We start from the raw sequence: 23,688 nt of genomic DNA, 5'->3' as shown, positions 1-23,688 counted from the left end.
CCTCCCTTGGATCGCTTGGGAACAATGTAGCACTTGGTTGAATACAAGCCAATAGCCTTGCAGCTGTTCCATTCATGCAACGTTGGCAGCTGATTCACTTGTCATAAATGAATTATTTCTTTGTGAGTTCAATTGTGCGAGGTTAGTATTTTTTCGCGGCACCAAATAAAAATCGTTAGAGAGATCGGAATTCCTATGAAACGCACCCTCATCGCCAGTGCTGTTTTACTGACAACATCGCAAGCTTACGCACAAACCGCCGCTCAACCAGCCGCCGAAGAACAGCAGACCGTGGTCGTGCTGGGCTCGCGCGCAACCGCCAAGACCGCGCTGGATACCGCCGCGCCGGTTGGCCTGATCAACGCCAAGGATTTGCAGACTGCCGGCCCGCTGGAACTGGGCAAGCTGCTGCAGACCCTGGACCCGTCGTTCAACTTCTCCACCACCTTCATCAGCGACGGTACCGACATCATTCGCCCTGCGACCCTGCGCTCGCTCGGCCCTGACCAATTGCTGGTGCTGGTGAACGGCAAGCGCCGCCACCAGCAGGCGCTGGTCAACGTGCAGCAGACCATCGGTCGCGGTTCGGCCGGTACCGACATTAATGCGATTCCGCTGTCGGCCATCCACCACATCGAAGTGCTGCGCGACGGCGCGGCCGCCCAGTACGGCTCGGACGCGATTGCCGGCGTGATCAACATCGTGCTGAAGTCGAACGTGAACGAGACTGCCCTCAGCGGCCAGGTCGGCACCACCAAGGAAGGCGACGGCGACATGGTCTCCGGCAGCGTGAACCGCGGCTGGGCGCTGGGCGAAGACGGCGGCTACATCAACCTGTCCCTGGAAGGCCGCAAGCGCGACGAAACCAACCGCGCCGGCCCAGACTCGCTGCGCGTCGATCCACCGCGCGTGACCCAACGCATCGGCGACAGCGACGCCAGGGATGCCTACCTGTGGTGGAACGCGGCGCTGCCGGTCGACAAGGCCAGTGAGTTTTACAGTTTCGGCGGCGTATCCAAGCGCAAGGGCGATTCGTCCGGCTTCTTCCGCTCCAAAGGCGATGGCCGCAACGTGCCTGCTGTTTATCCGGAAGGCTTCCTGCCGAACATTCGCACCACCGTGAAGGATGCATCGTTCGCCTTCGGCTATCGCCGCGACCTGCCGAACGACTGGAAGGCCGACATCAGCATCAACCACGGCATGAGCGAGCTCGATTTCCACGAGAAGCAGACCATCAACGTCTCCTACTGGTACGAGCCGAAACCGGGCGGCGGCATCTACGCCGAGTCCCCGTTCGAAGCCGACACCGGCAAGCTGAAATTCAACCAGACCACCTTCAACGCCGACGTGAAGGGGCCGGTCAAATTCGGCAGCGAAGAAGTGTTCGTGGCGACCGGCTTCGAATACCGCCGTGACAACTACGAGATTGTCGCAGGCGATCCGGTGTCCTACCAATACGGCCGCACCAACAACCCTGCAATCACCATCCTGAACCAGAATGGCGGCGTAGCGGCTTCCGGCACCCAGGGCTTCCCTGGCTATACCCCGGCCACCGCAGTGGACGAGGGCCGCCACAACATCGCCCTGTTCCTTGACACCGAATACCATCCGGTCAAGGACCTGCTGCTGGGCGCCGCCGTGCGCTACGAGAAGTACTCCGACTTCGGCAACACCGTCACCGGCAAGTTCAGCGCGCGCTGGGACCCGACCAAGCAATTCGGCCTGCGCGGCAGCGTATCGTCCGGCTTCCGCGCGCCAGGCGTGCAGCAGAAGTTCTACAGCTCGGTATCGACCAACCTGAACCAGGCTGGCCAACTGACCGAAACCCTGACCGCGCGCGAGGGCAGCGCTGTGACGACAGCGCTGGGCATCAAGCCGCTGAAGGAAGAAACCTCGCGCAATGCCTCGGTGGGCATGGTGCTGCGTCCAGCGTCGAACATGTCGCTGACCGCTGACTTGTACCAGATCAAGATCAAGGATCGCATCGTGTTTTCCAGCGAGATCTCGCCAGAAGCCGGCGGCGGCCCGATCGCCAACGTGCTGAACCCGCTGGGCGTCGGCCAGGCGCAGTTCTTTACCAACGCAGTCGACACCAAGACTCGCGGCCTGGACATTGTTGCCGACCACACCACCAAGTTCACCTCGTCGACGCTCGTGCTGTCCGGCCAGTTAGGCTTCAACAAGACCGAAGTGACCAAACGCCACTCGCCATCCAGCTTGCTGACCGGCGATCAGTTGTTCAACCAGGCGCAGGTGACTTTGATCGAACGTGGCCAGCCCCGCAAGCACCACGTTGTTGCAGCCGACTACACCATCGGCCAATGGAATGTGAATGCCCGCGCCAACTACTACGGCGAAGTGCAGGGCGAAGGTTTCAGCCCGCTGCAAACCTGGGACGCGAAATGGATCGTCGACTCGAGCATTCGTTACAGCTTTAGCAAGAAGACCACCCTGGCCTTCGGCGTCAACAACCTGTTCGACACTTACCCATCCGAATGGACCAATGGCGGCGACTTCCCGAAACTGGGCTTCAAGTACTGCTGGGAAACCTGCCCATTCGGCGTGAATGGCCGGTCGATGTACCTGAAGTTCGATACCGCTTTCTAAGCAAGTTGGTACTTCCCGTTGCAAGCGCCCCCCGGGGCGCTTTTTTTTGAAAGTCGGGGTCAGGTCTGGCAATCCGCCAATCGTTAAAGTATGGTAGTCAGACTTTTACCTTTTTTGTCATAAGCAAATAAGGACTTCGTTGTTGAGATATCATGCGATTGCGCATACCCTAGCGGATCTTGGAAGGATTTCGCATGGATCTGTCGTTCATCGTTTCTGGTTTTGTCGTAGGCCTGCTCGTCGGATTGACCGGCGTTGGCGGCGGTTCGCTCATGACGCCGATCCTGACCTTGATGTTCGGGGTTTCGCCCTCGGTGGCGGTTGGCACTGACCTGGCCTTTGCCTCCATTACCAAGACTGCGGGAACGGCCACCCATCGCCTGCGCGGCACCGTGCGCTGGGATATCGTGCGCCTGCTATGCTATGGCGCCCTGCCAGCCGCCCTGGTGGCCACCTATGGCCTCAAGCATTTCGGCGCGCTCGACAAGCAAATCGGCCATTTGATCCGCTTGTGCATCGCCGGTTCCGTCATGCTGACCGTGCTGGCGATCCTGTTCCGCGGGAAAATGCTGGCATGGATGCTGGCCCACCCGGATCGACAGTTGCAGGGCAGGGCGCTGAGCAGCGCCACTATCATTGCAGGCGCCGTGCTGGGCACCCTGGTCACGATTTCCTCCATCGGCGCAGGTGCCGTTGGCGCCACCCTGCTGGTACTGATGTACCCCCGCCTCACCCCGGCCGAAGTGGCCGGCACCGACATCGCCTACGCCGTGCCGCTGACTGCCATCGCCGCAGCAGGGCATTGGTGGCTCGGTTCCATCGACTGGACTTTGCTGCTGACTTTGCTGGTCGGCTCCGTGCCTGGTATTACCATCGGCTCCTGGTTCGCCAAGTCCGTGCCAGAACGCATCTTGCGCGGCATGCTGGCGACAGTCCTGGTAACTGTTGCCGCCAAACTCGTTGCATGACTGCCGATTTGGCATCTAAGCAAATAAAAAAAGGGTAGTTTGGTTTATAACGCATGAATGCGAACATGCGCTCCTGTTAGTCGAAAATGTAATAAGGGAGCAAGCATGTCAGCAGTTGCGTTGCCGACAAGAACGCCGGCAGGAGAGGTCAAAGCCCGCAAAGCGCCATACCGCGTGATGCCCGGCTTCAACTTGTCGCTTGGTTTCACCATTCTGTACCTGGCCCTGATCGTCCTGATCCCGCTATCGGCGATCTTCCTCAAGACTTTCACCATGACCTGGGATGGCTTCTGGACGGCCGTCACCTCGGAACGCGTGGTCGCCTCATACAAGCTGACTTTCGGCGCATCCTTCATCGGCGCCTTGCTGAACGTCTTCTTTGGCGGCATCGTGGCATGGGTGCTGGTGCGCTATCAATTCCCGGGCAAGCGCATTGTCGATGCACTGGTCGACCTGCCTTTCGCGCTGCCGACAGCCGTTGCCGGCATCACCCTGACCGCCTTGTATTCCTCCAACGGCTGGTTCGGCCAATATATCGAAGGCGTCCTGGGCATCAAGGTCGCCTTCACCCCGCTGGGGGTGGTGGTTGCGCTGACCTTTATCGGCCTGCCTTTCGTGGTGCGCACCGTGCAGCCGGTGCTGGAAGACGCTGAACGCGAACTGGAAGAAGCGGCCGCCAGCCTTGGCGCCTCGGCCTTCCAGACCTTCCGCCGCGTGGTATTCCCGACCATCCTGCCTTCGCTGCTGACCGGCTTTGCACTGGCCTTTGCCCGCGCCACCGGGGAATTCGGCTCTGTCATTTTCATCGCCGGCAATATGCCGCTGGTGTCAGAGATTACACCGCTGTTCATCATCACCAAGCTGGAACAGTACGACTACGCCGGCGCCACGGCCATCGCCGTGGTCATGCTGGTGGCTTCTTTCCTCATGCTGTTGACGATTAACCTGCTGCAGGCATGGTCTCGCGGGAGGAACGCCAAATGAGCGCATCGGTAACGCCAATCCGCCGCGGCGAACTGCCGCAACGCCATGACGTGCTGGAACCGCGCTGGGTGCGCTACGCGCTGATCACCGTGGCGCTGACGTTCCTGACCCTGTTCCTGTTCGTGCCGCTGGTGGCAGTATTCACCGAAGCGCTGAAAAAGGGCTGGGACGTGTATGCCAGCGCAATCCTGGAAGACGACTCGATTGCCGCCATCAAGCTCACGCTGTTGACGGCCGCAATTGCGGTGCCGTTCAACCTGGTGTTCGGCGTGGCAGCTTCCTGGGCCATCACCAAGTTCGAATTCCGCGGCAAGAGCCTGTTGCTGACGCTGATCGACCTGCCGTTCTCGGTGTCGCCGGTGATTTCGGGCCTGATCTACGTGCTGCTGTTCGGTGCCCAGGGCTGGTTCGGACCATGGCTGGCGGAGCACGACATCAAGATCCTGTTCGCCGTGCCGGGCATCGTGCTGGCGACCGTGTTCATCACCTTCCCATTCGTGGCGCGCGAACTGATTCCGCTGATGCAGGCCCAGGGCAGCGAGGAGGAAGAAGCGGCCGTGGTGCTGGGCGCAAACGGCTGGCAGACCTTCTTCCGCGTGACCCTGCCGAACATCAAGTGGGGCCTGCTGTATGGCGTGATCCTGTGTAACGCCCGCGCCATGGGCGAATTCGGCGCGGTGTCGGTGGTGTCGGGCCATATCCGCGGCGAAACCAACACCATGCCGCTGCAGGTCGAGATCCTCTACAACGAATACAACTTTGCCGCCGCCTTTGCCGTGGCCTCGCTGCTGGCATTGCTGGCGCTGGTCACCCTGGCAGTGAAAACCTTTATCGAATGGCGCCTGCACGAAAATTACGGCGACGACGCCAAGGAGCATTGATATGACGATCGCAGTCAAGAACATCAACAAGCGTTTCGGCGACTTCGTCGCCCTGGACAATGTATCGCTCGACTTCCCGCAAGGCGAGCTGACCGCGCTGCTCGGCCCATCGGGCTGCGGCAAGACCACGCTGCTGCGCTGCATCGCCGGCCTGGAACACCCGGACTCGGGCCAGGTGCTGCTTGACGGCTCGGACGCGTCCGACCGCCACGTGCGCGAGCGCCAGGTTGGCTTCGTGTTCCAGCACTACGCGCTGTTCAAGCACATGACTGTCTTCGAAAACGTGGCCTTCGGCCTGCGCGTCAAGCCGCGCAAGGAACGTCCATCGGAAGAGCAGATCCGCCGCAAGGTGAAAGAGCTGCTGGAGCTGGTGCAGCTGGATTGGCTGGCCGACCGTTACCCGCCGCAGCTCTCCGGCGGCCAACGCCAGCGTATCGCCCTGGCCCGCGCGCTGGCCGTTGAACCGCGCGTGCTGCTGCTCGACGAACCGTTTGGCGCGCTGGATGCCAAGGTGCGCAAGGAACTGCGCCGCTGGCTGCGCCGCCTGCATGATGAACTGCACGTGACGTCGATCTTCGTGACCCACGACCAGGAAGAAGCGCTGGAAGTGGCCGACCGCGTGGTGCTGATGAACAAAGGCCACGTCGAGCAACTGGGTTCGCCGGACGAGGTGTACAACCATCCTGCGTCGCCGTTCGTGTACGGCTTCCTCGGCAACGTCAACGTCTTCCACGGCCGCGTGCATGAAGGCGTGCTGGCCAGCGACGGCGTCGAATTCGACGTGGAAGGCCACGGCAGCGGCAAGGGCACGGCGTACATTCGCCCGCACGACCTGGAGGTCGAACGCTATGTGCCGGGGGCGGAGGGCATCGTGGTCAAGCTGCGCCGCGCACACGCCATCGGCCCATTGGCCCAGCTCGACCTGGAGCGCGCCGACAATGCCCAGATCATCGAAGCCACGATCTCCAATGAACGCTATATCCAGCTTAACCTGAAAGACGGCGAAACCCTGGTGGTGCGGCCCAAGCGCCTGCGCGTCTTTGTCGATGAAGGGGCACATGCATGAACTTCCAGCAGTTACGCTCCGTGCGTGAAGCGGCTCGCCGCAACTACAACCTGACCGAAGTGGCCAATGCGCTGTTCACGTCCCAGCCGGGCGTGAGCCGCCAGATCCGCGAACTGGAAGATGAACTGGGCGTCATCATCTTCGAACGCAACGGCAAGCGCCTGACCGGCCTGACCGAGCCTGGCAAAGGCATCCTGAAGATCGTCGACCGCCTGCTGGTGGAAGCGGAAAACCTGCAGCAGGCCAGCCTGGAATTCACCGGCCAGAAAAGCGGCACGCTGACCATCGCAGCGACGCACACTCAGGCCCGCTATGCGCTGCCGAAGGCGGTGTCGCATTTCCGCAATGCGTTCCCGGACGTGCGCATCGCCTTGCAGCAAAGCGCGCCGGACCATATCGCCGAATGGGTCCTGTCGGGCAAGGCCGATATCGGCATTGCCACCGAAGGCCTGTCGCAATTCCCCGACCTGGTGTCCTTCCCGTGCTACCGCTGGAGCCACCTGGTGGTGGTGCCGGATGGCCACCCGCTGCTGACACGTTCGCCGATCCGCCTGGAAGACCTGGCCGAATACCCGCTGATCACCTACGACGTCGGCTTCACCGGCCGTGGCCACATCGATGCCGCTTTCGACAAGGCCGGCGTGCGTCCCGACATCGTGCTGACCGCAATGGATTCAGACGTCATCAAGCAATATGTGGCGCTTGGCCTGGGCGTTGGCCTGGTGGCCTCCATGGCGTTTGACCATGGCCGCGACAAGGGCCTGCGCGCCATTGAGGCATCGCACCTGTTCGCAGCGAATACCACCCGGCTGGCGGTGCGCAAAGGGGCTTACCTGCGTACCTACGCTTATGAATTCATTTCGCAGTTTGCCCCTGATTTGACGCGCGCCGAGATCGAACAGGCCATGCTGGGCTGCGAGGCCTAGAATTCCTCCCAGCCGTCGGCCGTCCCATTGGCCGCGACGGCGCCACGCTTCAGCTTTGCCGGAGCAGCAGGGAGGGCGGCTGCACGCGGCTTGAGCTGGGTGACCACGGCACTGCGGCGGGCCGGCATCGCTTCCTGCACCGATGCGGCGAGGCGGAACACGCTGACGGCCTGCGACAATGACGCAGCCTGCTCCTGCAAGGCGCCTGCTGCTGCGGCAGCTTGCTCCACCAATGCGGCATTTTGCTGGGTGGCGCTGTCCATCTGCACCACGGCCGCATTGATCTGCTGCAGGCCCGAACTCTGTTCGCCGCTGGCAGCCGAGATTTCACCGATGATGTCGGTCACCTGCTGAACGCTGTTGACCACTTCGCCCATGGTGGCGCCGGCCTGGTCGACCAGCCGGCTGCCTTCCTCGACCTGGGCCACCGAGTTGTCGATCAGCTGCTTGATCTCCTTGGCCGCATTGCCGGCGCGCTGCGCCAGGTTGCGCACTTCCGACGCAACGACGGCAAAGCCGCGGCCCTGTTCGCCGGCACGCGCCGCTTCCACGGCCGCATTCAGCGCCAGGATATTGGTCTGGAAAGCGATGCCGTCGATGACCGAAATGATTTCCACGATCTTGTAGGCCGACTCGTTGATGGCGCTCATCTTGTCGACCACCTGTGCTACCACCGCGCCGCCGCGCCGGGCCACTTCCGAGGCGTTCCCCGCAAGCTGGTTGGCCTGCCTTGCATTGTCGGCGTTCTGGCGCACGGTGGAAGTCAGTTCTTCCATCGACGAGGCGGTTTCCTCCAGCGAGCCGGCTTGCTGCTCGGTGCGCGCCGACAGGTCCATATTGCCGGTGGCGATTTCCGACGAGGCGGTGGAGATGGAATCGGTGGCGCTGCGCACGTTGCCGACGATGCCAACCAGGCTATTGTTCATTTCACGCAAGGCCGCCAGCAGCTTGCCGGTTTCGTCCTGCGAAGTGACGTCGATTTGCTGCGTCAGGTCGCCGGCCGCCACGCTTTCGGCGATGCGCACCGCACGGCCCAGTGGGGCGGTAATGCTGCGCACCAGCCACCAGCCAATGCCGGTCGCCAGCGCCAGGCCGCCGGCGAGCATGCCAATGACCACCAGGCGGAAGCTTGCGTAGCTGGCCTGCGAGGACTCGTAGACCTGTTTGCCGACATCCATCTGCAATTGCACGAGATGGTTGATCAGGTCGCGCACCGGCAGGAAGCTCTCTTTCATGCGGCCGTGCATCTGCGCCTTCATCTTTTCCATATCGCCGGCACGCCCGGCTTCCAGGGCCGGATTCATCCCCTCCTGGAGGAAGCTTGCATGGGCCGCGGCAAAGCGTTCCGCCAGCGATTTTTCTTCATCCGTCATCTTGGTGGCGGCGTAGGCTTTCCAGGTACTGTCGGTTTTGGCCAGGCCTTCTTCGACAGTCTTGACCATTTCCGGCAACGCTGCCGGACCGACGGTGAGGGCGTCGGACATGGCCAGCTGGTTGCGGTTAATCGTGCGGATGACTTCCTGTAACTGGCCCAGCGCGACGAGCCGGTCTTCATAGACGGTCTGCAGCGATGCATTCGTGTTGGCGAGGCTGGCGATGCCGGCAATGCCGATCACCGTCATCATGACCGACAGGATGGCCAGGACCGCTACCAGGCGGGCTTTGATTGTAAGGTTGTTCAGCATGTACGGCTCCGGCCCGCGCAGGTGCGCCGGCATTGTAGGGGGGAGTTCAACATGCCGCGTGGGCGAGGCGGCGGGCTTCGGGGGTGTTTGGGCCGGCCATGCGGCACCCCGGAACCCGATGCTAACAACAAGGTTCCCGCTAGGCAAGTGAGATTTGGTGAGAATGTGGCGTATTCGCCGCCGCCGGAGCGCGCACCGCGCCGTTCGAATGTCGGCTTGCCAATGACGCTTCTCCGACAAGACGGAAAGCACAGGCAGCTTCCGACAGCACGGCGGACTGCCGCTGCATGGCAGCTGCAACGCCGGCTGCCTGCTCGACCAGCGCAGCATTGCGCTGCGTGTCCGCATCAATCTGGATGAGCGCCCCATTGAGCTGGTCGATGCCAACGCTTTGCTCATGGCTGGCCGCGGTGATCTCGTTAATGGTGTCGCCAACCCGGTGCACGGCCTGCACGACCTCGCCCATGATGGCATGCGCCGCTGCCACGGCGGCATCCAGTTCAAGCAGGCCGGCCTGCAGTGGAGCGCACTCCGCGGCGCCGCTGACCTCTTCCAGGCTGCGCGACGCCTGCCTGATCGCCTCCATTTTGCCAAACACCAGGAACACTGCCGCCCCGCCGCGCGTCGTGGCATGCGACGCGCGCTGTGCCAGATGATTCGCCTGCCGGGCATTGTCGGCATGCTGGCGCACGATGCTGGCCAGCTCCTCCATCGACGCCGCGGTTTCCTCCAGTGATTTCGCCTGGGACGCGGTCCGTTGCGAGAGATGCAGGCTGCCGCAGGCAACCTGGCCTGAGGCAGCAGCGATGTCCTGCGCAGACTGGCGCACGTGGCCGGCCATGGCAGCGAGGTTCGCGTTCATTTCCTTTAGCGCGGCGAGGAGCTTGCCAGTTTCGTCATGCGTGCGAACCTCGATCTGTTGCGTCAGGTCGCCCCGGGCAACGGCTTGCGCGATCGCCACAGCGCGGTTCAAGGGAACGGTAATGCTGCGCACCAGCCACCGGCCTACGACTGCGACCAACACGAAGCCTGCTGCCAAAAGGGCAGTCACCAGCGTGCGCTGCCTGGCGTAGTTTGCCGCGGACATTGCATATTGGACCCTGCCATGCTCCAGCTGGTAGGCGATCAGCTTGTCCATCTCGATCCGGATCTTTGGAAACATATGTTCTATAGGCCCGTTCACCAATGCACGCATGGTCTCGATATCGCCGGCTTTTCCGGCCACCAGGGCAGGGGCCAGGGCATCGAGCATGAAATGCTTGCGCGCCGCGTCGAATCGTTCGGCGATTTCCTTTTCTTCTTCGGAGGCGAAGGATGCGCTGTACTGCTGCCACAGGCGGCTGGTGGCATCGCGATCCTGTTCGATCTGCTCGATCGCCGCCGGCAAGGCAGCGGGGGCCGAATTCGCAGCGCGGTGAAGCGCGAGCTGGTTGCGCAGCATGATGCGCATCATGTTGTCGAGATGGCCAAGTGACATCAACCGTTCTTCATACACGGTGCGCAAGGCGTCGTGGTTTCTGCCAAGGCCGGCCAAGCCGGCGCCCCCAACGGCAAGCAGCAGGATGGACAACATGGAAAGGACGGCAACAAGCCGCGCCCTGATGGTCAGGTTCTTGAACATGTCGATTTCTTATTGGGGAGTTTGACAAGGCCGCAGGGAGGGGGCGGCAAAGAATCAGGGACGGCATGGCCTGCGGCGCAGGCAACCTGAATGGGGAATAGTATCAACAACATTCCCGCGCAGCAAATGAATTCATCGTCAGGAAAAGGCCTGACCTTGCGGTTACTGGCCCGGGTTGGGCAGCCTGGCGTGGATTGCGTCGACTGCCGCCACGACCTCCGGCGACAGCCGCACGTCGAAGGCATCGATGTTTTCCTTGAGCTGCGCCAGCGTGGTGGCGCCGATAATGGTCGAGGCGACGAACCAGCGCGAGTAGCACCATGCCAACGCAAGCCGGGCTGGCGTCATGTCGTTGTCGCGCGCCAGTTTTGCGTACTGCGCAACCGCCTCCAGCACGCCTGGACGCAGGTAGCGCGGGCTCCAGGTCGGCGGGAAGATCGTCAGGCGGCCGTGCGCCTTCGGGTCGTCGTGGTATTTTGCCGTGAGCTGGCCGAATGCCAGCGGGCTATATGCCATCAGGCTTACTTGCTCGCGGAAGCAAGTCTCGGTGAGGAAGCTGGTTTCGACATGGCGCGCCGTCAGGTTGTACAGGTTCTGGATAGTGGCAATGCGCGGCAAGCCCTTCATCTCGGCTTGCTTGACGAATTCGGATACGCCCCAACTGCTTTCGTTCGACACGCCGATATGGCGGATCTTGCCTTCCTTGATCAAGTCGCCCAGCACGGCCAGCGTTTCTTCGACGGCGATGCTGTGGCGCTCTTTTTCAGGATCGAACTGGCTGGCGCCGAAGATCGGCACATTCCGGCTTGGCCAGTGCAGCTGGTACAGGTCGATGCAGTCCGTCTGCAGGCGCTGCAGGCTGGTCTCCACGGCAGCGCGGATATTGGACGCGTTGTGGTTGCTCTTGCCCTTGCGGATCCAGTGCATGTAAGGGTTGGGGCCTGCAATCTTGGTCGCCAGCACCACGCCGGCGCGGCGGCCGGACCTTTTCAGCCAGCTGCCGATGAAACGTTCGGTATCGCCCTGGGTCGCGGCGGACGGCATGACCGGATACAGTTCCGCCGTATCGATGAAATTGATGCCGCGCTCCAGCGCATAATCTAGCTGGGCGTGCGCGTCCGCTTCCGTGTTCTGCTGGCCGAAAGTCATCGTGCCCAGGCAGATCTTGCTGACTTTCAGGTCGCTGCGTCCAAGGGCGATTTTTTCCATGTTCAGGCTCGCAAGGCGTCCGCGCAATCGCGTACCAGCGCCGGGCCGGCGTAGATCAGGCCGGAGTAGAGCTGTACCAGTTGCGCGCCGGCTTCGATCTTGGCCCTGGCGTCCTTGCCCTGCATGATGCCGCCAACGCCGATGATCGGCAGCGCATCGCCCAGTTCCGCTTTCAGCAGGCGGATCACGTTGTTGGACAGTTCGAATACCGGTGCACCGGACAGGCCGCCGGCTTCAGCGCCGTGCTGAATGCCTTCCACCGCAGTGCGGCTCAGGGTGGTATTGGTGGCGATCACGCCGTCGATCTTGTGGCGCAGCAGCGCGTCGGCGATATTCTTAACCTGGTCGCCATCCATGTCGGGCGCGATCTTCAGGGTCATCGGCACGTAGCGCTTGTGCTGGTCGGCCAGGCGCAGTTGCGCTTGCTTCAGCTGCGACAGCAGGCCGTCGACTTCCGACGCGCCCTGGAGCTGGCGCAGGTTCTTGGTATTCGGCGAGGAGATGTTGACGGTGACGTAGCTGGCGTAGGGATAGACTTTGTCCAGGCAATGCAGGTAGTCGTCGACCGCGCGCTCGATCGGCGTATCGGCATTCTTGCCGATGTTCAGGCCCAGCACGCCCTCGCGGTTCTGGTAGAAGCGCGACGACTGCACATTGGCCACGAAAGCATCGACTCCCCCATTATTGAAGCCCATGCGATTGATGATGCCTTGCGCCGCAGGAATGCGGAACATGCGCGGCTTCGGGTTGCCCGGCTGGGCGCGCGGAGTCACGGTGCCCACTTCAATGGAACCGAAGCCGAGGTCGGCCAGCGCGTCGATGAAGGCGCCATCCTTGTCCAGGCCAGCGGCCAGGCCGACCGGGTTGCGGAAGGTCAGGCCCATGACGGTGCGCGGATCGTCTTTCGGACGGCGCACCATGGCGCGGGTCAGGCCCAGTGCGGACAGGCGCTTGAGTGCCGGCAGGGTGAAATGGTGGGCGGATTCCGCGTCCATCGAGAACAGGATGGGGCGGGCGAGGGAGTACAGGAATTTGTCGGACATTGTGGGCAGCTTTGGTGTATTTTTGTAGCATTTTACACTGCGCTCCCTGGAGGACCTTCCGTGATCAAGCCTGGACTTGCCTTGCTGGCCTGCCTTTCCCTGCCCGTCGTTGCCGCCGAAAACCCGCTCTCCGCCGCCATTGCGCGCGACTACAAAGCCAGCCTGGAGCCCCTGTTCAACCACTTGCACGCCAATCCAGAGCTGTCCTATATGGAAGTGCAGACGGCCGCGCGCATGGCCAGGGAATTGCGTGCAACAGGCTTCGAGGTGACAGAAGGCGTGGGCAAGACCGGCCTGGTGGCCATACTGCGCAACGGCAAAGGCCCGACCGTGATGGTGCGCGCGGACATGGATGCGCTGCCCGTGGAAGAGAAATCGGATGCGCCGAACGCCTCCAAGGTGAAGGTCAAGGATTCGAGCGGCAACCTGGTACCGGTAATGCACGCCTGCGGCCACGACGTGCACATGACCAGCCTGGTCGGCACGGCCCACCAGATGGCGGCGCACAAGGGCGAGTGGAAAGGCACCTTGATGCTGGTCGGCCAGCCGGCCGAAGAACGCACCGGCGGCGCGCTGGACATGATGGCCGACGGCATCTACAAACGCTTTGGCAAACCGGATTACGCGCTGTCGCTGCACGTGGGCGCCGACATCGAAGCCGGCAAGATCGAGGCCAGCGAGGCGCCGTTTTCCGGCGCCGACCTGATGGAGATCGTGGTGCACGGCATCGGCACGCACGGCGCCAGCCCGCATACAGGCAAGGACCCGGTCGTGATCGCATCGCAGATCGTGCTGGCGCTGCAAACCGTGGTCACACGCGACATCGCCCCGCGTGAAGCGGCCCTGATCACCGTCGGCTCTTTCCACGCCGGCACCAAGGGCAATGTGATCAGCGATACGGCGCGCCTGGAACTGACCGTGCGCTCGGAAAGCGACGAGACGCGCGCCAGGCTGCTGGAGGGAATCAAGCGCGTGGCCGAGAACACCGCGCGGGCTGCAGGCGTACCGGAAGACAAGCTGCCGGAAATCCGCCACACCGACCGGCCCGTGCCGCCAACCCTGAACGACAAAGCGATGCTGCAGCGCCTGCGTACCGTATGGTCCAGCAAACTGGGTGAGGGAATTTTCGACAAGGGCTACCAGCGCGGCAGCATGGTGGGCGAGGACTACGCCCACTTCATTTACGGCCAGGGCATCCCGAGCGTGTATTTCATGGTGGGCGGCACGCCGGCCGCGCAGGTGGAAGCGGCACGCGCCGGCAAAGCCACGATTGCCTACAACCATAGCCCGCTGTTCCGCGCCGATGCGGAAAAGTCGATTCAGACCGGCGTGCTGGCAACTACGGTTGCGCTGCTGGATTTGATGAAGATGTGAGCGGTCCCCACACGCCCTTGATGCGGGCCTCCAGGGGCTGGAACTTGATCTTGTAGTTCATCTTCGGGCTGTCTTCGATCCAGTAGCCCAGGTAGACGAAATCGAGCCCCAGCTCGTGCGCCTGCGCGATTTGCCACATCACGTTGTAGGTACCGAACGACGCACCCGGCACGTCAGGGTCGAAGAAGGTGTAGACCGACGACAGGCCATCCGACAGCACGTCGATGATCGACACCATGCGCAGCGTGCCATCGGGCTCGCGGAATTCCACCAGGCGCGTATTGACCCGGCTTTGCAGCAGGAACTGGGCATACTGGTCGCGCGAATCCTGGTCCATGCCGCCGCCCGCGTGGCGGGTGCTCTGGTAGCGCAGATAGAGCTCGTAGTGCTCGTCCGAGAAGGACAGGCTGGCAACACCCGCCTCCAGGTTGCCGTGGCGCGCCCAGGCGCGGCGCTGGCCGCGTGTCGGCTTGAAGCCGGCGGCCACGACGCGCACCGGAATGCAAGCCTGGCAGCCGTCGCAATATGGACGATAAGTAAAGATGCCGCTGCGGCGGAAACCGTTCTTCACCAGCTCCGAGTAGACGTCGGCGTTGATCAGGTGCGAGGGCGTTGCCACTTGCGAACGTGCCTGGCGCGCATCAAGGTAGCTGCACGGATAAGGCGCCGTTGTATAAAACTGCAACGTTGCGAAGGGAAGGTCGTTAAGCTGCGTCATGAGTCATATCATAACGCGTCCGCGGCTTAAAACGGTGCGACAGGGCACCAATCGCGTATCTGTGGCATCACAATACTTTTCTGCAAGTGTGCGATGAAGTCCTTGCGCGGAATCGGCCGCGCGCCGAGCGATGCCAGGTGGCCGGTCTCCTGCTGGCAATCGATCAGTTCCACGCCGTGCTGTCGCAAAAAATGCACGAGGTAGGCCAGGGCCACCTTGGAACCGTCGGTGACGCGCGCAAACATCGATTCGCCGTAGAACATGGTGCCGATGGAAACGCCGTAGGCGCCGCCCACCAGTTCGCCGTCCAGCCACAACTCGGAGGAATGGGCGAAGCCCTGCTGGTGCAGGCCGGTGTAGCCGGCGATGATGTCTTCCGAAATCCAGGTGCCGGGGCCGTCGCGGCGTGGTGCGGCGCAGGCGCGCATCACCTGCTCGAAGGCGCTGTCGAAACGCACTTCCCAGCGCTGGCCGTCGCGCGCAATCTTCCTCAGCGTCTTGCGCAGGCTGTCGGAAATCTTGAAGTCGGCGGTGCGCAGCACCATGCGCGGATCGGTGCTCCACCACAGGATGGGCTGGCCCTCGGAAAACCAGGGGAAGATGCCGCGCTGGTAAGCGGCCAGCAGCCGCTTCGGCGACAGATCAGCGCCGGCGGCCAGCAGGCCCGGCGCGTCCGTGGTCAAGGCTTCGGAGACGTCGGGAAAGGGCGTGTTGACGTCGAGCCAGGGAATCATGTGTCGGACGACTGGCGCATCGGCTGGGTAATGTCCTGGGTATGGAAGCCGTAGCTGCCGCTTTCGCGCATTTTGGCGCGGTCGGCAAAGAAGAATTCCAGCGTGGTGCGGATGGTGGGGAAGGCCAGCTCATCCCATGGGATTTCCGCTTCCGTGAACATCTTCACATCCAGGCTTTCTTCGCCCGGCGCAAAATCGAGGTCGCGCAGGGTGGCGAGGTAGAACATATGCACCTGGTGCACGCGCGGCACGTTGAGCAGGGTGTACAGGCTGCCAAGGTCGATATTGGCGCCGGCTTCTTCTTCGGTTTCGCGCTGGGCTGCCTCGGCGGTGGTTTCATTGTTTTCCATGAAGCCGGCCGGCAGTGTCCAGAATCCGCGGCGCGGCTCGATCGCGCGCTTGCACAGCAAAACTTGCAACTCGCCATCACGCTCCCAGACCGGGACCGTACCGATCACCATTTTGGGATTTTGATAATGGATTGCCGAACAGTTGACGCAAACATAACGCGGCCGGTTGTCGCCGGCCGGCACCATCAACTCAACAGGGTGGGCGCATTCTGAGCAAAATTTCATAGGGTCTACTGTACACCGAACGGCTCGTTGCCGGAATTCAGCGAAATATATTCGAGCTATCGTAAGAAGAAGTGGGATAAATATTGCCTAAATTGGCGAGACGCCCTATAATACTCGCATCAGACGCGGGGTGGAGCAGTCTGGCAGCTCGTCGGGCTCATAACCCGAAGGTCACAGGTTCAAATCCTGTCCCCGCAACCAGAATTCAGAAGAAACCGTCATCAGCAGCTAGCGATGACGGTTTTTTTTCGTCTTTTTACGCCGCTGCGTGGGCCTGGCGCAGGAAATCCAGCACTTCGTCGCTCATCATGCGGCCGGCACGGAGCGCCGGCTCGCTTTCGAGCGCCTCGCGGAAGCGTTCACGCACGCCCGGCGCATTGCCGACCATATCGGTGAACAGTTCAAACCAGCGCTGGGCCAGCGCACGTGCTTCAGGCGCCGATGGCGAGGGATTGGCGGCCATTTGCGCGCGGATTTCGCCGATCAGTGCCGGCCATTCGTGGGCGCGGGTGCGGAAATGCTTGTGCATGGTCTCGATTTCCTCCGGCCGCATATATTTGGCATACAGCGCCAGTTTGCCTTGGCCGCTGGCCGCCGCAATATAGTTGCGCATCTCGAGCGTCACGCCGCTTTGCTTGCGGTATTCCTCTTCGCGCGACCACATATTGTCGAGCCGATGCATGATGTCGACACTGTGGCCGGCCTGGCGGCTGAAGGTCGCCATCCATTTTTCGGCCAGCGCTTGAACCGCAGGATCGGACGGCGGGATGCCCGCCGCCATTTTCTGCCCTACGGCTTCGATCAATTCCGACCACTCTTCGGGCGCGGCTGGGTCGTTGTAGATTGGCAGTTGAGCCAGTTCTTCCTTGGTAAAGTATTTGTCGTACACGGTCATTTGCTCCAGTGTGGTTAGCCAGGTGGCCAGTTCCGGCTCCTCGCCCGCCAGCAATTGCCCGCGCAGGGCCGTCAACTGCTCGCGCAGTTTGGCGGCTTCGGCGATTTGCCGGTCGAGCGAATCGATCTGGCGGGAAATCAGGTCGGGCAGGGAAGAGCCGGGCTTGGCCAGGAAGTGACCGATGTCGGCCAGCGCCATGCCGAAACGGCGCAGCGCCTGCACCTGGTGCAGGCGCGCCACGTCGTCGCGGTTGTAGAGGCGGTAGCCGGCGTCGGAACGTCCCGAAGGCTTGAGCAGGCCGATGCTGTCGTAATGGTGCAGGGTGCGCACGGTCAGGCCGCAACGGCGCGCCAGTTCACCTACTTTCAACATCATCTTCCCGCTCCTTTCTTCGTTACGTTACTGCCATGCTGGAGCCTCACGCTAGGTGAGGGTCAAGCGCTGCGTGCAAAAAGATGATGGTAAGCGATCCATCCCTTATGATGTTGGACATGCAACGTTTGTTTTTACTCATCGCGACCCTGCTGCTTGCCGTCCTGTGGCGCGCCGACAGCGGCCACGTGCCGAATGCCCATCCCGCGCTGGCCATGCTGCCCCTGCAGATGGCCTGGGCCTGGGAGCGGCCGGAAGACCTGCGCTGGCTGCCGGGCGATGCCGGGGTGGCGTTCGTCGCCTCCAGCATCATGCTGCAAGGCGATGAAGCGCTGGTGCGTCCACGCACCGCGCGCCTGTTGATGGAGCCTGCCACGGCGCGCGTGCCGGTGCTGCACGTCGACATGTCGGGACACGAGCCGCCGGCATTGAACGAAGCGCAGCTACAGGCCATCGTCAAGGAACTGCTGCGCATTGCGCCGGGAGCCAACCGCCAAGTAGTGCAGCTCGATTTTGAAGTGCGGCGCTCGCAGCGTCCCTTCCTGGCCCGCACTGTCGCCGCCATCCGCCGCAGCTTGGCGCCCGACATGGCGCTATCGGTGACGGCGCTGGCGTCCTGGTGCCTCGACGATGCCTGGCTGGCCGAAGGCATGGCTGACGAGGTTGTGCCGATGGCCTTCCGCATGGGACAACAGCAGCACGAGCTTCGCCAGCGCCTGCGCTGGCAAGGATTCACCCAGCCCTATTGCCGCCAGGCCGCCGGCTACGCGACCGATGAACCGCGGCTGCGCCGGCTGGCTCCGCGCAGCTATTATTTTTCCCCTCGTTCCTGGACGGCTGCGCAATGGCAAGCCCTCCATGCACCAACCAAGGTCCGCTCTCCATGAAACGTTTCTCCAGTTTGCGCAAGTTCGCAGCCATGACCGCGCTAGTCGTCCTGCCGCAATATGCTTTCTCCAGCGGCTTCGATGGCTTCACCTACAACCTCTACGCCAATGAACTGATGGTCGCACCGCGCGCGCTGCCCCAATACGCGGCCGGCAACCTTGGCGTGCTGTCGAGCAGCTACTGGCGCGTCTATCTCTACCTTGCTTACCAGGCAACCAAAGGGCACGGCCTCACTCCGGCGCAAGTCGCTTCGCTCCATGTGTGGGATTGGCATGTAGGGGAAGGCCACAGGGCCTGGGACTACGTCGGCAACGCGGAGAAGAATGGCAGCGGGGAATGGTTCAAGGCGCGTACGCCGCTCGCGGTGCAGGCAGGCTTGCCGGCCGAGGCCGAAGTCAAGATCACTGGCAGCGAAGACTGGGGCAGCTATGTGAATTGCCACCCCGATGCCTTCCGCCGCGCCGCCGCGACCGCAAAGGCGCGCGCGCAACTGGGCCCTGGCGGCAAGCCTGACCAGTGGTTCAAAGCATGGCTGGAAGGGCAGGACGCGGTATTTGCCAATTGCGGCTTTACAGGCGGACCATCGAGTCCGGTGCTGCCGCCCGCGATACCGGAGAGCGCGCCCGCATGGCTGAAGGCAGACCGCGCGTATCAGGAAGCGGCAGCCAATTTCTATTCGGGCAACCTGGACGCCGCGCGCCGCCAGTTCCAGGCAGTGGCGCAGGATGCGAACTCGCCCTGGCAGCCGCTGGGCGCCTACCTGGCAGCACGATGCCTGATCCGCATGGCCACGCTGCAAAGGGAGGAGGCAGGCGACAATCGTATCGCCAGGTTCAGGCAGGCGCGCGAAGAGCTTGAAGCGCTGGCGCCTTCCTACGCGCCAGCAAGGCAAATGATGCTCCTGATCGACGCGCGCCTCGATCCCGCAGCGCAGGTGAAGGTGCTGGCGCGCCGCCTGGAGAAGGAACCTTTCAGCGCCGATACGCCGCGCATGTTGAGCGACTACCTGCTGCTGCTCGACAAGCTGCCGCGCAATGAAATGGTCGAAGCCAGGGAGCCGCTGACGGCATGGATCGGCACCATGCAAGGCGACTCGTTCGGTTGGTATGACAGCAGCGACAATCCGGAAGTGAAGGAGCGCCGCAAGCTGGCACTGGAGGTGACGCGCCAGCAATGGCAGAAGCATGGAGACGCCCTGTGGCTGGCACCCCTGCTGACATTCGCCCGGCCCGGTGAGCTTGGCGAGGCAGAAAAGAAGGCCGCCGCGGCAGTGCCCGCCGGCCATCCGCTCTACCAGACAATGCAATACAACCTTGTGCGCCTGGCTGTTTCTGAAAACCGCCTGGCGCAAGCGGACAAGGACGTCGACCGCCTGCTGGCAAGCCAGGGCAAGGCCATGTCGGTGGCAACCACCAACCGCTTCCTGGCGCTGAAGATGCTGACGGCAAGTACGCTGGACGGTTTTGTCAGGGCCGGGCGAAGAGTCCAGGACCCCGTGGAACGCGGCGCACCGATCGATGATGCGGCAAAAGATCCGGAAGGAACCGACGGCGATTTTTACGTGGCGGTCTACCGCTACCTGCCGATGGCCAGCCTGAAGGCGCTGTACGCCCACCCCGGCCTGCTGCCGGCCTCGAAAGTGGAGCTGCGCGAGGCCATCTTCACGCGCGCCCTGATTGCCAATGACGAAGCGACCGCGCTCTCCCTGCTGGATGGCGTCGCCGAAGGGCGCAAGACTACCGCACATTTGTACGCGCGTTATCGCAAGGCTGCCAGCGGAGCGGAACGCAAGCTGGCCGCGGCGCTGATCCTGGTGAACACGCCGGAACTGCGGCCGCATGTGATCAGCAATGCAGCTGTCGGCAACGATGTCTACGGCAAACCGGTCAGTATCGGCGAGCGGCCGGCACCGGCGCCGCGCTTCCTGAGCGAGGAGCAGCGCGCCGAAGCAGAACGCGAGCAGCAAAGCTTGCGCCAACTCTCATTGCGTTCGATTTTCCTGGCCCCGACCCTGATGGCATGGGCTTCGGCCAAGCCGAATGACGCGGAGGCGCCGAAGGCCTTGCATCTGCTGGTGGCATCGATGCGCAACGAAAGCCCCTGGGTCTATGCTGCCGAGGAGCGCTTGCCTGCTCAAACGGAGTTGCGCAACAAGTACTCCAGGCAAGCTTTCGCCATGTTGCACAAGCTGTACCCGAACAGCGACTGGGCCAGGAAAACCAAATACTACTACTGAGGCTAGCCCTCGAACGCCAGGCTGGCCCACAGGTGGGCCGCCGCCATCGTGCGGTGCGGGGAGTAGCGCTGCAGCAGGGCCTCAGTACGCGCCATGTCAGGCTTGCTCTCTTCGCCCAGCAACCGTTGCAGCGCTGCGCGGATGGCCACGTCGCCATGCAGCGAACAATCGGCGAAGCCGTAGCCGCGCAGCAGAGCGTAGTTGACCGTCCACGGCCCGATGCCTTTCACCGCCAGCAGGTTTTGACAGATCGCCGGGATCGGATTGTCCTCGCGCTCCTCGATATCGAGCTCCCCGGCCGCGACCAGCTGGGCGAAGCGGAGCAGGGTTTCAGCCTTGGCGCGCGAGAATTTGCGGGTAGTCAGGTCTTCCACGGCGAGCCTGGCCACATCCGCCGCCTCGGGATAGCACCACAGGCCGGCCTTGTGCTGGCGCCCCGCCTGCAAGATGAAGGTGCGGCGCAAGGCGATGGCGAAGGACAGGTTGATCTGCTGGCCGATGATGGCCCAGGTCAGCGCCTCGAACACGGTTGCCGACTGCACGATCCGCAGGCCAGGCTGGCGGGCGACCAGCGGGCCGAGCAGCTCGTCCCCGCGAGCAAACGCAACGAACGGTGCGGGATCAATGTGAAGGCCGAGGATGTTGCGGGCAGCGGCTTCGATGCGCGCCGCCAGCGCCGCAGGAACCTTACGGGCACGCGGCAGGTCAATGTCGGCATCGCACACGGCGGAACGTGCGCGGCCCTTGGGCAACGCGATGGCCAGCAGCACCGGCACGCCATCCAGCAACATCCCTTTGCGGATCGCATCCGGACTCACTTGTTCCGCGACGCTTTCGGCATCGCGGCTATGGAAGGCCAGTACGTCCTGCACCCGGTACGCGGCGGGCAGGGCCAGTGAAAATGTATGCTTCATGCAGCCTCGGTATTCCGCATCCAGGGCAGTTTGACCTTGTAACCGGTGACCAGCATGGTGCCGGCAATGACGATGGCCGCGCCGGCAACCGTGTACCAGCCCACCACTTCGTGCAGGAACAGCGTGCCCCACAGGATGCCGAACAAGGGATTCAGGAAGGTAACGGTCAGCGCCGAAGTCGGCCCCACATCGCGCACCAGTCCAAAGTAGAGCAGGTAAGCGATGCCGCTGCACAGCACGCCCAGCGCCAGGGCAGCGCCCATGATGCCGATGGTCGGCTCGCCCGGTTGCGGGAAGATCGCCAGGGACGGTATGGTCAGCAAGGCCGCAGCCCACATGCTGCCGTGAGCGTTGGCGAAAGGCTCAACGCCCTGCGCCGACCTGGCCACCTTGGTATAGGTAGTGGCGATGCTATAACTGAAGGCAGCCAGGGTAGCTGCGGCGATAGCCAATCCGGCGCCATCCTTGCTGCTCACATGGTCGAAGCCGACCAGTATCGCCACGCCTGCCGTGCCCAAAGCCAGCCCAAGCATTACTCGCCCCGAAACCATATGGCGATGCCACACGGCGCCGACGATAGCGCCCCAGATCGGCGCGGTCGCATTCAAGACCGACAGCACGGAAGCGGTCAGCGTCTTCGCCGCAAAGGCGAACAGCAGGAAGGGCAGGGCAGAGTTGAAGAAGCCCAGCACCAGGTAATGCTTCCAATGCTGGCCCAGGTCAAGCCGCTTGCGCAGCACCAGCGCCACCGCGGCCAGGAAGACCGCCGCGAACGTCACCCGGTACTCGATGAGCACACCCGGCCCCAGCACCGGCGCCGCAATGCGCATGAATAGAAAGGAGCCACCCCAGATGGCAGCCAGCAAAATCAGTTTAAGAAGGTTCGCAGTATTCATATTGTTCAGTTCGTGTCACACCATGGTGCCTGACCCCATGGTGTGACACGGGCTGGGCTGTGGCAAGCTGATTCTTGCTATTGAATTCATGTCGGGCAGGCGGGGCCGGGGGCTGTGGCCAGGGCGGCGGCGTGGTTGATCTGCAGGACTTCGGGAACGCCGTTTTTTACCGCCGTCATTTCGGCCAGGATGGAGATCGCGATTTCGGGCGGTGTCTTGCTGCCGATGTACAGGCCGATCGGGCCGTGCAGGCGGGCGATCTGTTTCTCGGTCAGGTCGAACTGCAACAGCCGTTCGCGCCGCTTGTTGTTGTTGGCGCGCGAGCCAATGGCGCCGATGTAGAAGGCGTCTGACTTGAGCGCTTCCATCAATGCCATGTCGTCCAGCTTGGGGTCGTGCGTCAGCGCGACCACGGCGCTGCGCGAGTCGAGCTGCATCTCCAGCACCAGGTCGTCGGGCATGGCGTGCACCAGCGGCACTTCGGGCAGGGCCCAGCCGGCGCGGTATTCTTCGCGCGGGTCGCAGACGGTGACGTGGTAGTCCATGGCCGTGGCGATCTGTGCCAGCATGCGCGATAGCTGCCCGGCCCCAATGATCAGCAGCCGCCAGCGCGGGCCATGCTGGGTGACCAGCAAATCGCCGCTGCGTTCCAGCACCGCGCCGGGACGGGCACGTTCGAGGGTGACGGCGCCGTTGCCCATGTCTAGCGTGCGCGCCACCAGCTGGTGCTCCGCCAGTCGTTCCAGCAGCTCGTCAATGCGGCTGTGCGGGCCGAGGGGTTCCAGCGCCAGTTCGATGGTGCCGCCGCAGGGCAGGCCGAAACGGTGGGCTTCGTCGGCCGTGATGCCGTAGCTGACGACCTCCGGCAACTGGCGCACGATGCCTTCCTTGCGCACGCGCTCGATCAGGTCGTCTTCGATGCAGCCGCCGGAGACCGAGCCGACTACGCGCCCATCGTCGCAGATGGCCAGGGTGGCGCCGATCGGGCGCGGGCTGGAGCCCCAGGTGCGGATGACCGTGACCAGTTCGCAGCGGTGTCCCGCGGCCAGCCAGGCGGAGCAAGTCTTGAGTACTTCGAGGTCGATGCTGTCCATGC

20 protein-coding genes and 1 tRNA gene are annotated in these 23,688 nt (G+C 62.9%); 10 read left to right on the top strand and 11 right to left on the bottom strand.

The window, feature by feature from the left end; translation table 11 throughout:
- Positions 1 to 195: 195 nt before the first annotated feature.
- From ACN9MW_RS25215 to ACN9MW_RS25190, 6 genes are all read left to right on the top strand, one after another.
- On the top strand, positions 196 to 2,607 hold the full coding sequence (locus ACN9MW_RS25215) for a TonB-dependent receptor plug domain-containing protein (RefSeq protein WP_426163940.1): 2,412 nt from the start codon (positions 196 to 198) through the stop codon (positions 2,605 to 2,607).
- 194 nt (positions 2,608 to 2,801) lie between these two features.
- Positions 2,802 to 3,575, top strand: a complete 774-nt coding sequence (locus tag ACN9MW_RS25210) for a sulfite exporter TauE/SafE family protein (protein WP_426163938.1) — start codon at positions 2,802 to 2,804, stop codon at positions 3,573 to 3,575.
- Between the two features lie 105 nt (positions 3,576 to 3,680).
- Positions 3,681 to 4,559, top strand: a complete 879-nt coding sequence (gene cysT, locus ACN9MW_RS25205; protein WP_426163936.1) for a sulfate ABC transporter permease subunit CysT — start codon at positions 3,681 to 3,683, stop codon at positions 4,557 to 4,559.
- Positions 4,556 to 5,440, top strand: a complete 885-nt coding sequence (gene cysW, locus ACN9MW_RS25200; protein WP_426163933.1) for a sulfate ABC transporter permease subunit CysW — start codon at positions 4,556 to 4,558, stop codon at positions 5,438 to 5,440. Before cysT ends, cysW begins: the two co-directional genes overlap by 4 nt.
- A gap of 1 nt (position 5,441) precedes the next feature.
- The gene (locus ACN9MW_RS25195) at positions 5,442 to 6,506 is read left to right on the top strand and encodes a sulfate/molybdate ABC transporter ATP-binding protein (RefSeq protein WP_426163930.1); all 1,065 of its coding nucleotides are present in this window, start codon (positions 5,442 to 5,444) and stop codon (positions 6,504 to 6,506) included.
- Complete coding sequence (locus tag ACN9MW_RS25190) at positions 6,503 to 7,432, top strand: CysB family HTH-type transcriptional regulator (RefSeq protein WP_426163928.1); 930 nt, start codon at positions 6,503 to 6,505, stop codon at positions 7,430 to 7,432. Before ACN9MW_RS25195 ends, ACN9MW_RS25190 begins: the two co-directional genes overlap by 4 nt.
- Here ACN9MW_RS25190 and ACN9MW_RS25185 read toward each other — a convergent pair.
- The 4 genes from ACN9MW_RS25185 to ACN9MW_RS25170 all read right to left on the bottom strand — a co-directional run bounded on the left by ACN9MW_RS25185 (position 7,429) and on the right by ACN9MW_RS25170 (position 12,990).
- Positions 7,429 to 9,117: a methyl-accepting chemotaxis protein gene (locus ACN9MW_RS25185; RefSeq protein ID WP_426163925.1), complete on the bottom strand. Its 1,689-nt coding sequence runs from the start codon at positions 9,115 to 9,117 to the stop codon at positions 7,429 to 7,431. The genes ACN9MW_RS25190 and ACN9MW_RS25185 overlap by 4 nt on opposite strands.
- A 139-nt stretch (positions 9,118 to 9,256) precedes the next feature.
- Positions 9,257 to 10,738 carry a Tar ligand binding domain-containing protein gene (locus ACN9MW_RS25180; RefSeq protein ID WP_426163923.1) on the bottom strand — a complete coding sequence of 494 codons (1,482 nt, stop codon included), beginning with the start codon at positions 10,736 to 10,738 and terminating at the stop codon, positions 9,257 to 9,259.
- 162 nt (positions 10,739 to 10,900) lie between these two features.
- Entirely contained in the window at positions 10,901 to 11,947 is a 1,047-nt protein-coding gene (locus ACN9MW_RS25175; protein ID WP_426163921.1) for an aldo/keto reductase, read from the bottom strand.
- 2 nt (positions 11,948 to 11,949) lie between these two features.
- On the bottom strand, positions 11,950 to 12,990 hold the full coding sequence (locus ACN9MW_RS25170; protein WP_426163919.1) for a quinone-dependent dihydroorotate dehydrogenase: 1,041 nt from the start codon (positions 12,988 to 12,990) through the stop codon (positions 11,950 to 11,952).
- Positions 12,991 to 13,050: 60 nt separating this feature from the next.
- Between ACN9MW_RS25170 and ACN9MW_RS25165 the strand changes: the two genes are divergently transcribed.
- The gene (locus ACN9MW_RS25165) at positions 13,051 to 14,364 is read left to right on the top strand and encodes an amidohydrolase (RefSeq protein ID WP_426163917.1); all 1,314 of its coding nucleotides are present in this window, start codon (positions 13,051 to 13,053) and stop codon (positions 14,362 to 14,364) included.
- Here ACN9MW_RS25165 and ACN9MW_RS25160 read toward each other — a convergent pair.
- Genes ACN9MW_RS25160 through ACN9MW_RS25150 form a run of 3 tightly spaced genes read right to left on the bottom strand, consistent with a single transcriptional unit; the run spans position 14,330 to position 16,391 of the window.
- Positions 14,330 to 15,082 carry an arginyltransferase gene (locus tag ACN9MW_RS25160; RefSeq protein ID WP_426163915.1) on the bottom strand — a complete coding sequence of 251 codons (753 nt, stop codon included), beginning with the start codon at positions 15,080 to 15,082 and terminating at the stop codon, positions 14,330 to 14,332. The two genes, ACN9MW_RS25165 and ACN9MW_RS25160, sit on opposite strands and share 35 nt — an antisense overlap.
- Before the next feature lie 26 nt (positions 15,083 to 15,108).
- Entirely contained in the window at positions 15,109 to 15,816 is a 708-nt protein-coding gene (gene aat / locus ACN9MW_RS25155; protein ID WP_426163913.1) for a leucyl/phenylalanyl-tRNA--protein transferase, read from the bottom strand.
- Positions 15,813 to 16,391: an NUDIX hydrolase gene (locus tag ACN9MW_RS25150; protein WP_426163911.1), complete on the bottom strand. Its 579-nt coding sequence runs from the start codon at positions 16,389 to 16,391 to the stop codon at positions 15,813 to 15,815. Before ACN9MW_RS25150 ends, aat begins: the two co-directional genes overlap by 4 nt.
- Positions 16,392 to 16,515: 124 nt before the next feature.
- Between ACN9MW_RS25150 and ACN9MW_RS25145 the strand changes: the two genes are divergently transcribed.
- Positions 16,516 to 16,592: transfer RNA gene (locus ACN9MW_RS25145), tRNA-Met, on the top strand.
- 55 nt (positions 16,593 to 16,647) lie between these two features.
- Here the strand turns inward: ACN9MW_RS25145 and ACN9MW_RS25140 are convergent.
- Positions 16,648 to 17,661 (bottom strand): MerR family transcriptional regulator, encoded by a 1,014-nt coding sequence (locus tag ACN9MW_RS25140; RefSeq protein ID WP_426163909.1) that lies wholly within the window; start codon positions 17,659 to 17,661, stop codon positions 16,648 to 16,650.
- 116 nt (positions 17,662 to 17,777) lie between these two features.
- On the opposite strand from ACN9MW_RS25140, the gene ACN9MW_RS25135 reads away from it, so the two are divergent.
- On the top strand, positions 17,778 to 18,545 hold the full coding sequence (locus ACN9MW_RS25135) for a hypothetical protein (RefSeq protein ID WP_426163907.1): 768 nt from the start codon (positions 17,778 to 17,780) through the stop codon (positions 18,543 to 18,545).
- A complete protein-coding gene (locus ACN9MW_RS25130) occupies positions 18,542 to 20,782 on the top strand; it encodes a hypothetical protein (protein WP_426163905.1) in 2,241 nt (746 codons plus the stop codon). The genes ACN9MW_RS25135 and ACN9MW_RS25130 overlap by 4 nt, the downstream gene beginning before the upstream one ends.
- A 2-nt stretch (positions 20,783 to 20,784) precedes the next feature.
- Here ACN9MW_RS25130 and ACN9MW_RS25125 read toward each other — a convergent pair whose 3' ends face one another.
- The 3 genes from ACN9MW_RS25125 to ACN9MW_RS25115 all read right to left on the bottom strand — a co-directional run bounded on the left by ACN9MW_RS25125 (position 20,785) and on the right by ACN9MW_RS25115 (position 23,686).
- Positions 20,785 to 21,696, bottom strand: a complete 912-nt coding sequence (locus ACN9MW_RS25125) for a DNA-3-methyladenine glycosylase 2 (protein WP_426163903.1) — start codon at positions 21,694 to 21,696, stop codon at positions 20,785 to 20,787.
- A complete protein-coding gene (locus tag ACN9MW_RS25120) occupies positions 21,693 to 22,592 on the bottom strand; it encodes a DMT family transporter (RefSeq protein ID WP_426163901.1) in 900 nt (299 codons plus the stop codon). Before ACN9MW_RS25120 ends, ACN9MW_RS25125 begins: the two co-directional genes overlap by 4 nt.
- Before the next feature lie 86 nt (positions 22,593 to 22,678).
- A complete protein-coding gene (locus tag ACN9MW_RS25115) occupies positions 22,679 to 23,686 on the bottom strand; it encodes an XdhC family protein (protein ID WP_426163899.1) in 1,008 nt (335 codons plus the stop codon).
- Between the last annotated feature and the right edge of the window lie 2 nt (positions 23,687 to 23,688).

Source organism: Pseudoduganella sp. R-34, assembly GCF_049904655.1.
GTDB lineage: Bacteria > Pseudomonadota > Gammaproteobacteria > Burkholderiales > Burkholderiaceae_D > Rugamonas.
Note: the sequence above shows the minus strand (reverse complement) of the source record. Positions and strands in the feature narration are given on the sequence as shown.